General features: G+C 43.3%; 6 protein-coding genes. 2 read left to right on the top strand and 4 right to left on the bottom strand.

Annotated features, from left to right (window positions below; genetic code table 11):
* Positions 1 to 43: 43 nt before the first annotated feature.
* Both NSU11_RS09470 and NSU11_RS09475 read right to left on the bottom strand, forming a co-directional pair.
* A complete protein-coding gene (locus NSU11_RS09470) occupies positions 44 to 2203 on the bottom strand; it encodes a molybdopterin oxidoreductase family protein (protein WP_342493894.1) in 2160 nt (719 codons plus the stop codon).
* Complete coding sequence (locus NSU11_RS09475; protein ID WP_171464309.1) at positions 2200 to 4449, bottom strand: FAD-dependent oxidoreductase; 2250 nt, start codon at positions 4447 to 4449, stop codon at positions 2200 to 2202. The genes NSU11_RS09470 and NSU11_RS09475 overlap by 4 nt, the downstream gene beginning before the upstream one ends.
* 170 nt (positions 4450 to 4619) lie before the next feature.
* On the opposite strand from NSU11_RS09475, the gene NSU11_RS09480 reads away from it, so the two are divergent.
* Positions 4620 to 5822, top strand: coding sequence for a nitrate/nitrite transporter (locus tag NSU11_RS09480; RefSeq protein WP_024422645.1), 1203 nt, complete (start codon positions 4620 to 4622; stop codon positions 5820 to 5822).
* A gap of 60 nt (positions 5823 to 5882) precedes the next feature.
* Here NSU11_RS09480 and gltD read toward each other — a convergent pair whose 3' ends face one another.
* Both gltD and gltB read right to left on the bottom strand, forming a co-directional pair.
* The gene (gene gltD, locus NSU11_RS09485) at positions 5883 to 7367 is read right to left on the bottom strand and encodes a glutamate synthase small subunit (protein WP_024428371.1); all 1485 of its coding nucleotides are present in this window, start codon (positions 7365 to 7367) and stop codon (positions 5883 to 5885) included.
* A 16-nt stretch (positions 7368 to 7383) separates the two neighbouring features.
* Positions 7384 to 11955 (bottom strand): glutamate synthase large subunit, encoded by a 4572-nt coding sequence (gene gltB / locus NSU11_RS09490; RefSeq protein ID WP_342493895.1) that lies wholly within the window; start codon positions 11953 to 11955, stop codon positions 7384 to 7386.
* A gap of 153 nt (positions 11956 to 12108) precedes the next feature.
* Between gltB and NSU11_RS09495 the strand changes: the two genes are divergently transcribed.
* Positions 12109 to 13011 (top strand): LysR family transcriptional regulator, encoded by a 903-nt coding sequence (locus NSU11_RS09495; RefSeq protein WP_024422648.1) that lies wholly within the window; start codon positions 12109 to 12111, stop codon positions 13009 to 13011.
* Positions 13012 to 13036 lie beyond the last annotated feature (25 nt).

A 13036-nucleotide genomic window follows, 5' to 3' on the forward strand; every position in this document is an offset into this window, starting at 1 on the left:
TTTTAGAAAGTACCATAATCTAAACATAGATGGAAAATACATGTTAAAATTTCTCACATAGTTTTTCATTCACGTAGGCTGACAGCTGTACAGGACAATATTTAAAGCCTGGCATTTTACTGTGCGGATCTAGTTGATCATCAATTAATTGATTAATTGATTGATGTTTGCTCCAGTGAAATGGAACAAATACGGTATCTGTTCGAATGGTGTCTGATATGCGGCATCTGATGATAACACTTCCTCTTTTTGACTTGATGGTCACGAGCTCCCCGTGCTGAAGTCCATACGTTTTCGCTGTATCAGGATGAAGCTCCGCATATGCTTCAAACTGTCTGGCAACAAGAGAGGTGCTCCTTCTTGTTTGAACGCCTGTTTGGTAATGAGCCATCACCCTGCCGGTCGTTAAATAAAGAGGGTATTCTTGACTGACGGGTTCCTTTGCAGCCTTTTTATCGTGTGTGACGACGGCAAACTTCGCTAAACTGTCAGAATGTGAGAATGCATGTTCAAATAATCTTTCAGTTCCCGGGTCTTCTAAATGAGTACAAGGCCACCTTATGCCTTGTTCCTTCCTCAGCCTTTCATAGGTTATGCCTGAATAATCAGCCTTTGCACCTTTCGTTACGGCTCTTAATTCCTCAAAGATCTCTTCTGCGGATGAAAAGGAAAAATGGCTGCCTTTGCCTAATACAGCTGCTATTTCACAAATGATTTGCCAATCGTGCTTTCTTTGGTGTTTAAGTGGATATGTTGCTTCTCTAAGCGTAACGCGCCCCTCTACGTTTGTCACGGTACCTTCATCCTCTAAATATGACGAAGCAGGTAAAATTACATCTGCCAGCGCAGCTGTCTCAGACATAAATAAATCAACGGCAACAAAAAAGGACAAATTCTTGATGGCTTGCTGAATCAAGTGCGCGTTTGGCCCTGATTGGACAGGATTTGAGCATATTAAAAAGAGCGCTTTGATTTCACCTGCCTGCATTTTTTCAAACATTTCAAAAGCAGACACACCCTTTCCTGGAAGTTCCTTTTCATCAATGTTCCATCGTTCAGCCATTTCTTTTCTGTGAGCAGGATTTGAGATATCTCGATATCCTGGAAGCTGATCTGCTTTTTGCCCATGCTCTCTTGCTCCCTGGCCATTTCCCTGGCCGGTTATTGCCCCGTAGCCGCATCCAAAGCGGCCGATCTTCCCAGTAACAAGCAGAATATTCAGGAAATTACGGACAGAGGCTGTACCGTCTATTTGCTGCTCAATGCCTCTTGCTGTAAAAATCATGCCTGTCTTTTCTTGCGCGAATTTCCTTGCTATTTTCTGCATCACCTCAATCGTCACGCCAGTTTGCTCAGCAATGTCTGGCAAGGAGATGCGTGAGATGTGCTCCTTTAGTTTTTGGAAACCTGATGTTCGTTGATGAATAAATGATTCATCGATTAAATGCTCATGCAGCATTATGTGCAATATGCCGTTTGCCAGTGCGGCATCAGACCCTGGTTTTAGGCTGACATGTAAATCGGCTAATTGGGCTGTCGGAGTTTTGCGCGGATCAATGACGATGAGAAATGCGCCATTGTTTTTTGCCTCTTCAATGTAGGGCAGGAAGGTTGGCTGACATTCCGCTATATTCGTTCCAACCAATATCAACACCCGTGCATGCTTGATGTCGCTTAAAGGAAAGGTCAGACCACGGTCAAGTCCGAATGTTTGATTTGCGGCAGTTGCTGCCGAAGACATACATAGTCTGCCGTTATAATCGATGTATTTCGTTTTCAGCGCCACTCTTGCAAATTTCCCGAGTAAGTACGCTTCCTCATTTGTAATTGATGCGCTTCCGTACACACTGATCACATCATGGCCATGCGACAGCTGAAGGGATTCTATGTTTGTTTTGATTTCTTCGAGAGCCTCCTGCCATGTTGCTTTTACAAATTGTCCGTTTCTTTTGATCAGCGGGTGATTCAGGCGATCTTTATGAAGCGCGTGCTGGTGGGCATGCTGTCCTTTCATACAAAGTCTTCCGTGCGTAGTTGGATTGTGTACACCAATCGTTTGGTAACGTGTTCGCCCTTCCACATGCTGCTCGATTAATTGCATTTTGCACTGCATACTGCAAAAAGGACATTGGGCTGGGAATACGCGCTTTTGTTCTTCCTGCTTTGATTTTTGCTGGGCATATTGTAAAAAAGATTGACTCATACCTTCACATCCTTATGTCTTACATTTCCTTGTCTGCTTTGGTCAAATTGCGCACAGAGCTCTTCTCTTATTTCCTCATCAAGTAACTTTTCTCGAATAGAAATGTTCCCTTGCCGTGACAGCCAATCGCCAATGGATTCTTGAAAGTAAGCATTTTTTCTATACTCTTCAAGCAGCGCTTTTAAGAAAGGAATAAGCTCACTTGAATGAGCCAAGGTGTAAAAAAGCTGGCCTCCTATATAAATGTTCCATTCACCCAGCTGCTTTTTCAGACAGATGTCATCAATTGGAGCAAGTTTACACGTGCAAGAAGCACCGGTGATATGAATGGAGGTGACAGCTGGTAAAAGTGTATCTTCCACTTGTCTTTCCAGCTCCATCACAAGTGACGTGACAGCTGGATCGTCACAGTCGCATGAAAGGATATGAGATAGTCTTCTTTTCTCATTAGACATAATTAGCCAATGGTTTTTGACGATTTGTGCCGCCTGTTTTGACACACCGATGAGCCGTATTCGTTTATGCTTTGTCAGCTCTGCCTGCTCAATCAGCCTGTTCTCTAACAAAGACGTAATGATTTTCAAAAAATCCAGATCAAGCCGGCCTCCATATAATTGAGGAATCAACACGTCTTCCTGTTCAGCAGCGCCGATTTTTTCCACCGATCCTTGAAATTGCTCGAGATAGTATTGAATGGCCGGCCGGCAGTTGCCGCAGCCGTGATTCGTTTTCCATTGAAAATGTCTTCTTATTTCTTCAGCATTCACCGGCTGCTGCTTTTTAATAAACGAAAAAATGGTCTGCTCCTCTACTTCTGTACATGGACAAAAAAAGGCCTGCGATTCCGTTTGTTCATGTGATGATAACTGGCAGCAAGCACGGACGAGCTCTTGACAGCCGCCGCACCCAGTTGCTGCCCCTGTCTGTTTTTTCACCTCGTCTAAGTTTGTCAGCTGATGAACCGAAATGCTTTTTAAAATCGTCCCTTTTGTAACGGTTTGACATTGGCAGACGAGGTCTTCCATTTTTAATGAATCTAGTGGGGATGATGGCTTTTCATGAAGGGCTTTCATGACCACACTTTTATCACGTCCCACTTTTACATCTTGCAAAAGCTGATCGGCATTCCCCAGCTCTCCGACGAATAAAATACCTGCCAGCGCCTGACGTTCAAAGACGAATTTTTTATACACCTCTTGCTCTTCATCTAAATAAGTCACAGCTGACATAAACGGAGAATGATGTTCAATACATCCAGCAGAATAAATCGGCAAATCAGGTACTTTTAATTTTGTTGAGTAAATGGGCTTTGGTGTATGTGTGATTTTTTCTCCTAAAAGATGCTTAGCGAGCACGCTTGCTTGTTCATAAATGGGCTGAACAAGGCCATGCACCATTCCTTGGTGCTCTGCACATTCTCCAATCGCATAAATATTCGGGATATTAGTCTCCATCACGTCATTGACAACAATGGCTTTTCTCGTGTGTATGCCATGATTCTCTGCAAGCTGTATATTCGGACGGATACCTGTTGTAAAAACAACAAGATCAGCATCCACGATGTCGCCATTTTTCAATAGAACGCCTTCTACCCTCTCACCGCCTAAGCATGCAATCGTATGGGCATTTGTTTTCACCTGAATGCCTTTTCTTATGAATTTTCGCTGTAATAATCCGGCTGCTGTTTCATCTAATTGGCGCTGCATCAGCCGCTCCGTATGATGAATGATGGTCGTTTCAAGCCCCGCCATCTGCAGACCGGCTGCTACCTCCACACCAAGCACGCCGCCTCCGATCACTGCTGCTTGTTGATAATGCACCGCATCCGCACAAATGGCCTCATAATCATCAATTGTCCGAAAAGCGTATATCCCTTTTTTGGACACACCCTGAATAGGAAGAAAATTCGGTGATGAACCCGTTGCAATGACGAGCTTGTCATAGGGAATTTCCCGGCGCGCATCTGTCATGACACACTTTCGATTTGTATCGATATGTACAACTGATTCTCCTTTGTACAATGTGATGTCATGCGCGGTGTACCATTCTTTTTCCTTTAGTTGAATTTCAGCTAATGATTCGCTTTTTTGTAAAATCGACGAAAGTTTTATGCGATTGTAGGCAGAGTGCTTCTCTTTTCCAATGACTGTTATGGCATAATGTTCTGGCTGCTTTTGAATGATCTCTTCGATACATTTCATACTCGCCATGCCGTTTCCGATAAACACAAGTTTGCGTTTTGCCATCTGAAATCAACCTTTCTAAGCCTCTTGCTCGAGCACATTGTATGGATTGATTATGGCACACACTTGTAAAAAAGTGTTTATTCATGTCAATTTTTCTCACATAATACTTTCATTACATAAGTGAACTCGCTATCTTTAAGTCAGAAAATTCAAAATAGAGGAGGCGTTTTATGAAACTCTCAGAATTAAAATCAAGTGGTCATCCTAAAACATTGTTTGGTTCCTTTTTATATTTTGATGTGAGCTTTATGATTTGGGTTTTGTTAGGGGCGCTGGGTGCTTTTATTGCACAAGATTTTGCTTTATCAACCGTAGAGAAAGGCATGATTGTGGCCATTCCAATTCTATCTGGTTCTTTTTTTCGGATTGTGCTTGGTTTATTCACCGATCGAATAGGACCTAAAAAGACCGCAGTGATAGGAATGCTTTTAACGACGATTCCGCTTATTTGGGGGTTTATCGCTGGTACAACCCTTTCAGAGCTCGTACTGATTGGGATTTTGCTTGGAGTAGCAGGAGCAAGTTTTGCTGTTGCTTTGCCAATGGCAAGCCGCTGGTATCCTCCTCACTTACAAGGAGTAGCCATGGGGATTGCAGGCGCCGGGAATAGTGGAACACTAATCTCCACCTTATTTGGTCCAAGACTTGCGGAGATTTACGGGTGGCATGCCGTAATGGGGCTCGCTTTGATTCCGTTAAGTCTTGTCTTTTTGTTTTTTATTTTCACTGCAAAAGATGCACCAAATCAGCCCGCTCCTCAGCCGATTCGGTCGTACTTTTCAGTATTTCAAGTGAAATCGACATGGTTTTTCTGTTTGCTTTATGCGATCACATTCGGAGGGTTTGTCGGGCTTTCCAGTTTCCTCAGTATTTTCTTTGTGGATCAATATGGGGTTTCGAAGATTCATGCTGGTGATTTTGTGACACTTTGTGTGGCGGCAGGCAGCTTCTTTCGGCCTGTGGGCGGTCTCATTGCCGATAAAATAGGCGGAATGAAAGTACTGCTTGGATTATTCGGAATCATCGGCATCTGCTTAGGAGGCGTGAGCAGTCTTCCAGCTTTACCTGTGGTCATTGCGCTTTTATTTGTAGGGATGATGTGCCTTGGGATGGGGAATGGCGCTGTTTTTCAGCTGGTGCCTCAAGTATTTCATAAAGAAATTGGGATTGTGACCGGAATTGTTGGGGCTGCTGGAGGCATTGGCGGATTCTTTTTACCTAATATTCTTGGCAGTTTAAAAGAATTGACTGGCTCATATACGTTTGGCTTTTTGACCATTTCCCTTTTTGTTCTGATTGTCTTCCTCTGTTTAGTCGTATCGCAGCTTAAACGTAAAAAAGTGTTAATCAACCGTACCATTTCTGAATCATAAAAAGCCATGACCACACGTTGGTCATGGCTTTTCTTTATATTGTAACACCCTTTGTTTGACCTATTTTGGCAGAACCGAACTCCCCATTAAATAACGGTCTACCTCGTGCGCCACTTGTCTGCCTTCATTAATTGCCCAGACAATCAAGCTTTGCCCGCGTCTTGCATCTCCCGCTGCAAATACGCCTTCTACATTTGTTGTATATTCCCCATATTTTGCGTCAATGCGATTGTTTTTGCTGTCCACGCCAAAGTGTTTCACAAGCGGCTGTTCAGTTCCCTCAAAACCAATTGCAATAAAGACGAGCTGAGCAGGCCATACCTTTTCTGTCCCTGGAATTTCATGAAATTCAAACTTCCCTTGTTCGTTTTTCACCTTTTCCATTTGAATGGTATGAAGCTCTTTTAATTTCCCATTTTTATCTGCCACAATTTTTGTGGTTTGAATTGAATATTGACGCGGATCTTCTCCGAATTTTGCTTGTGCTTCTTCATAAGCATAATCCAGCGAGAAGACATAAGGCTGTTCTGGCCACATGTTATCCCCTACACGTGTATCCGGAAGCTTTGGATGCTTCCCGAATTGAACAACACTTTTTGCTTTTTGGCGAAGTGCAGTTGCCACGCAGTCCGCACCTGTATCTCCTCCGCCAATCACAATCACGTCTTTTCCTTTTGCATCAATGAAGTTTTTGTCTTTAAATCCTGAATCAAGCATGCTTTTCGTTGCAAGGGTTAAATAATCCATCGCAAGGTGAATCCCTTTTGCTTCCCGGCCTTCAATCAATAGATCACGCTGCTTTTGTGCACCTGTACAAAGGATAACTGCATCAAACTGCTCTTTCAGTTCATCAGCAGTAATATCCACGCCGATTTCTGTGTTCGTCACAAAGTCAATGCCTTCTTGTCTTAGAAGTTTGACTCTTCGTTCGACCACTTCTTTGTCGAGCTTCATATTCGGAATCCCGTATGTCAGCAGTCCGCCAAGACGGTCAGAACGCTCGAACACTGTGACAGCGTGCCCTGCTTGGTTTAATTGATCAGCACTTGCAAGTCCTGCTGGTCCTGAGCCGACAATGGCAATTTTCTTCCCTGTACGGCTTGAAGGGATTCTTGGTGTGATCCATCCATTTTCAAAACCTTTATCAATGATCGTGCGTTCGATATTTTTAATCGAAACAGCCGGATCATTGATAGCGACTGTACATGACCCTTCACAAGGTGCAGGACATACTCTCCCAGTAAACTCTGGGAAATTATTTGTTTTTTGCAGTCTTTCGAGTGCTTCCTTCCATCTCCCGCGATAGACAAGATCATTCCATTCTGGAATTAAGTTGTAGATCGGGCAGCCAGACACGCCGCCCCTGATCTCCATCCCAATTTGACAAAACGGTGTTCCGCAATCCATACATCTAGCGCCCTGCTTTTTCAATACGTCATCTGTATAAGGAGCTGAATATTCTTTCCAGTCATTTTGACGAGTGAGAGGGTCACGTTCATTTGGCTTTTCTCTTTTATAATCCATAAAACCTGTTGCTTTGCCCATTGTCCTCTCCCCTTTCTTAATGAGCGAGGGCTGCTTTTTGCCCGTTTGCCGTTTCTTGATTTTTCGGTTTTGTGTTTGCTTCAAAGGCAAACATCACCGCTTCTTCATGACTGAGGCCCGCTTGTTTTTGTTCTTCAATACTTTGAAGCATCATTTTGTAATTTCTCGGAATGACTTTGATGAATTGATCCTTTTCTTGCTCCCAGTTTTCAAGAAGTGCTGCTGCTTTTGAGCTGTTTGTATAATCAAGGTGTTCCTTGATCATTTGCTTTACTTCTAGTTCTTCTTCATGATCTGTGAGCTTTTCAAACATGATCATTTCCATATTGCACATTCTTTTGAACTGTTTTGCATCCGATGTATGGATGTAAGCCACACCGCCAGACATACCTGCACCAAAGTTTTTCCCAACGTCTCCTAAAATAACGACACGTCCGCCAGTCATGTATTCACAGCCGTGATCTCCAATTCCTTCAACAACCACATGTACACCTGAATTACGAACAGCAAATCGTTCACCAGCACGCCCGTTAATATAAGCTTTTCCGCTAGTTGCACCGTAAAATGCAACGTTTCCTACAATGACGTTTTCATGTCCATTTTGTACAAAATGATCAGACGTTTTCACAGCAATTTTGCCTCCTGAGAGTCCTTTGCCGATATAGTCATTTGAATCACCTGTTAAATAGAGAGACATGCCCTTTGGCACAAATGCGCCAAAGCTTTGTCCAGCTGAACCAGTGAATCTGAGTGTGATCGTATCCTCTGGCAAGCCCTCTTCCCCGTAGCGCTTAGACACTTCACTGCCAGTAATGGTTCCGGCCACACGGTTGATATTGCGAATGTTCAATGATAGATCAACCGGTGTTTGATGATTCAGCGCTTCTTGCACATAAGGAAGGATTTCATTCATATCCAGCGATTCGTCAATTTTATGATTTTGCGGTGTTCTGAATGTCCGCGCTCCTTCTGGCTGATAAAGCAGTGTTTCAAGGTTTAGCTGGCCTGCTTTCCAGTGAGCTTTTGCTCGTTCACTGACCGCTAGGACGTCCGTACGTCCGATTAATTCATCCATTGATGTAAAGCCGAGTTCCGCTAAGATTTCTCTTACTTCCTCTGCAATAAACATCATGAAGTTCACAATGTGATCAGGGTCACCCATGAATTTTTTGCGAAGCTCTGGGTTTTGTGTGGCAACACCGACTGGGCAAGTATCTAAATGACATGCTCTCATCATCACGCAGCCCAGCACGACAAGTGGAGCTGTCGCAAAGCCGTATTCTTCTGCTCCTAAAATCGCGGCCATCACAACGTCGCGGCCAGTCATTAACTTTCCGTCTGTTTCAAGAACGACTCTCTCACGAAGACCATTTAACACAAGGGTTTGATGCGCCTCTGCCAATCCAAGCTCCCAAGGAAGCCCTGTATGTTTAATACTTGTTTTCGGTGAAGCTCCTGTACCGCCATCATAACCACTGATAACAATGACGTCCGCAGTTCCTTTTGCTACACCTGCTGCAATCGTGCCAACGCCGGCTTTAGATACAAGTTTGACACTGATGCGTGCATCACGGTTCGCGTTTTTCAAATCATGAATCAGCTGTGCCAAATCCTCAATGGAATAAATATCATGATGCGGCGGTGGTGAAATCAATCCGACACCTGGCGTAGAACCACGTACATCGGCCACCCAAGGATACACTTTATTTCCTGGCAGCTGTCCGCCTTCTCCAGGTTTTGCTCCTTGCGCCATTTTAATTTGCAGTTCATCTGCATTGACCAAGTAATGACTTTTTACACCAAATCGGCCAGAAGCGATTTGTTTAATCGCACTTCTGCGGTCATCACCGTGTTCATCTACTGTAAAGCGGGCAGGATCTTCTCCGCCTTCTCCGCTGTTACTTTTACCGCCAATTCGGTTCATTGCAATCGCAAGTGCCTCATGCGCTTCTTTACTTAAAGATCCAAATGACATGGCACCTGTCTTAAAGCGGCGCACGATGGATTCAGCAGATTCAACCTCTTCCAGACGAACCGGCTTTTGTTTTGGCTGAAATGCAAACAAGTTTCTGAGGAAGCCGATTCTTTCTTCATCCGCTGCTTTTGTATATTGTTTAAATAGATCGTAATCTTCATTACGGCATGCCCACTGGAGCGTATGGATCGTTTTTGGGTTAAAAGCATGATGCTCTCCATTTTTTCTCCACTGGAATTCACTGCCTGATTCAAGTGTCTGGTCTGTTGCTGCTTGATACCCTGCTTCATGGCGAAGTTTTGCCTCATGAGCAATGGTGTCAAGATCAATCCCGCCAAGCTGAGAAGCTGTTCCTGTGAAATACGCTTGAATGACGTCTTCACTAATCCCGACTGCTTCAAAGATTTGCGCGCCTCTATAGCTCTGCACAGTGGAAATTCCCACTTTGGACATGACTTTGACGACACCTTCTGTCACGCTTTTACCAAACTTTGTAACAGCTTCATCAAAGCTGATCGAAATCGCTTCGTCTGCAATCAGCTTTTTGTACGTTTCATAGACAAGGTAAGGGTGGATCGCATCTGCCCCGTAGCCAATTAGTGCGGCAAAATGATGGACCTCTCTCACCTCTCCAGATTCAACGATCAGACTGACCTTTGTCCGTAAACCTTGACGCACAAGATGCTGATGAAGTGCACTTAGCGCAAGAAGTGGTGGAATCGGTACTTTTTGTTCTGTCATTTCACGATCTGAAAGGATTAATAAAGAGACACCTTCTCTGATCGCTTTTTCCGCCTCTTCAAACATCGCATCCAGTCCGCGCTTTAAATCATCGGTGAAAAGTGTATGAATTGTTTTGCTTTTAAAGGCATTATGAACAATCGTTTTCAAGCCGTTAAATTGTCCGCTCGTTAAGACCGGTGTATAAAGTTTAATTCTTCGGCATGAATATTCATTCGGATGTAAAATATCGCCTTCGGCACCTAACCAAGTCATGGTTGATGTCACGAGCTGCTCACGAATGGCATCAATCGGCGGGTTCGTGACTTGTGCAAACAGCTGCTTAAAATAATGAAAAAGAGACTGCGCACGATCTGATAACACAGCAAGCGGTGTGTCACTTCCCATTGAACCAATTGGATCCTTGCCCTCCTCTAGTAAAGGAATTAAATACTTTTGAATGTCTTCATACGTATAATGGAACGCACGCTGACGCGTCAATAAATCATCCATTATACTAGAATTTTCTGAATTTTCTTCCGAGCGATTAACATGGACCATTTCTTCATCGAGCCATTTTTGATAAGGCAGTTCATTCGCAATGGTCGATTTCACTTCTTCGTCAGAAATAATTCGTCCTTCTTCTAGATCAATGAGCAGCATTTTCCCAGGCTCAAGACGATCTTTATACTTCACATCTTCTTCATTTGTGTCAATTACGCCAACCTCAGAAGAGAAAATGATATGATCATCATTCGTAACATAGTACCTTGCCGGTCTCAATCCGTTTCGGTCTAAGATGGCCCCGATTTGTTTCCCGTCCGTAAAGGAAATGGCTGTTGGTCCATCCCACGGCTCCATGAGAGAACTATGGTATTCATAAAATGCCCGTTTCTCTTTCGACATGTGCGTGTTTTCCGTCCAAGGCTCAGGAATCAGCATCATTGCTGTATGAGCAGGTGTACGGCCTGCAAGCACAAAGAATTCAAAGGCATTGTCTAAAATGGATGAATCACTTCCGTCTGCATTCAGCACTGGCAAAATCTTGTCTAAATCGTCTCCGAAGGCTTCAGATACGAATTGTTGTTCTCTTGCTCTCATCCAATTGATGTTTCCTCTTAATGTGTTGATTTCTCCGTTGTGAATTAAGTAACGGTTTGGATGGGCTCTTTCCCATGTCGGAAATGTATTTGTACTAAATCTTGAATGAACAAGTGAAAATGCAGAAACAAATGTTTCATCCTGTAGATCAAGATAAAATGCATCAACTTGATCTGATGTTAAAAGCCCCTTGTATACGATGGTTTGACTCGACAGGCTGACAAAGTAAAATTGCTTTTCCTCTCTTGTTCCCCAGTTCTCAGCCTGCTTACGGATGACATATAATTTTCGTTCAAATGACAAACGATCTGTGATGTTGTCGTTTGCTCCGATAAAGACCTGTCTCACAACCGGACAGCTCTTCGCTGCGACAGTACCAATTTTTCCTGGATCGACAGGAACCGTTCTCCAGCCAATTAATGTTTGGCCTTCTTGTTTAATGAACCCGTTGATTTTCTGTTCGATGGCTTGACGCGTTTTTTCGTCATCATCTTTTGAAAAGAAGACCATTCCTACCCCGTAACGGCCTTTTTCAGGAAGTGCAAATTCCTTGCAGTTCTTTCTAAAGAAAGCGTCTGGCAGCTGTACCATTAAACCGGCACCATCACCTGTATACGGATCACTGCCTTGCCCGCCGCGATGATCAAGCTGGCACAGCATTTGTAATCCCTTTTTGACGATGCTATGTGTCGCCTCCCCTTTTAAATGGGCGTACAGTCCGATTCCACATGCATCATGTTCAAATTCAGGACGGTAGAGACCTTGTGGTTGTGGTAGTTGATTATAAGTCATCGTTTCTCTCCCCCGTTTAAAAGATCCGTTTTTTCACAGTAATAAAATCTCACAAACTCTGTAACTTATTTTAAGTTTTCAAATTGATATAAACAATATATAATTTAGATCAAAACAATCTCTTTTTGAGATAGATGGGTGTGAAGTGCAAAAATGGAGCTTCGTCAGTTACGTTATTTTGTAGAAGTCGCAGACCGTGAACACGTGTCAGAAGCGGCTGAAAACTTACATGTTGCCCAATCTGCCATCAGCCGGCAGATTGCGAATTTAGAAGAAGAACTTGGAGTGGCCTTATTCGAACGAGAAGGACGAAATATCAAATTAACGAAGATCGGCAGACAATTTTTAGATCATGTCAGAACTGCACTCAAAGCCATTGATTATGCGAAAGAGCAAATTGATGAATACTTAGACCCGCACAAAGGAACGGTGAATATTGGCTTTCCTACAAGTCTAGCAAGCCAAGTACTCCCTTCTGTCATCTCCGCCTTTAAGCAGGAATATCCAGAGGTCGATTTTTTACTTCGTCAAGGATCCTATAAATTTCTCATTGAAGCGGTCAAAAATCGAGATATCGATCTCGCCTTTTTAGGACCCGTACCGACAAACGATTCTCAAATAGAAGGAAATATTTTGTTTTCCGAAAGCATATATGCCCTTTTACCAGTTAGCCACCCCTTTAGCGGACAAAGGAGTATTCATTTAAGTGATTTAAGAAGGGATCATTTCGTGTTATTTCCTGAAGGGTATGTGCTGAGACAAATTGCGGTTGATGCTTGCAAGCAGGCAGGCTATGAGCCTACCATTTCATCTGAAGGAGAAGATTTGGATGCCATTAAGGGTCTCGTATCGGCAGGTATGGGTGTTACCTTATTACCCGAAAGCGCCTTTTATGAAACAACACCGCGATTTACAGTGAAAATTCCGATCGATTTTCCTCAAGTGAGACGAACGGTTGGAATTATTGCATCTAAAACGCGCGAAATGTCTCCTTCTGCCCATGATTTTTATGTGTTTGTGAAGGATTTCTTTTCTAAAATTGAACAATATAAATAATTCATTAAAAGAAGACATTTCATTT

Origin of the sequence: Bacillus sp. FSL R5-0712 (assembly GCF_038593285.1) — a bacterium.
GTDB classification, from domain to species: Bacteria; Bacillota; Bacilli; order Bacillales; family Bacillaceae; genus Bacillus; species Bacillus safensis.

What these genes read in the sequence shown, in the direction of transcription:
- NSU11_RS09470 (WP_342493894.1), bottom strand. Translation starts at nt 2,203, where the DNA reads ATGAGTCAATCTTTTTTACAATATGCCCAGCAAAAATCAAAGCAGGAA.
- NSU11_RS09475 (WP_171464309.1), bottom strand. Translation starts at nt 4,449, where the DNA reads ATGGCAAAACGCAAACTTGTGTTTATCGGAAACGGCATGGCGAGTATG.
- NSU11_RS09480 (WP_024422645.1), top strand. Translation starts at nt 4,620, where the DNA reads ATGAAACTCTCAGAATTAAAATCAAGTGGTCATCCTAAAACATTGTTT.
- gltD (WP_024428371.1), bottom strand. Translation starts at nt 7,367, where the DNA reads ATGGGCAAAGCAACAGGTTTTATGGATTATAAAAGAGAAAAGCCAAAT.
- gltB (WP_342493895.1), bottom strand. Translation starts at nt 11,955, where the DNA reads ATGACTTATAATCAACTACCACAACCACAAGGTCTCTACCGTCCTGAA.
- NSU11_RS09495 (WP_024422648.1), top strand. Translation starts at nt 12,109, where the DNA reads ATGGAGCTTCGTCAGTTACGTTATTTTGTAGAAGTCGCAGACCGTGAA.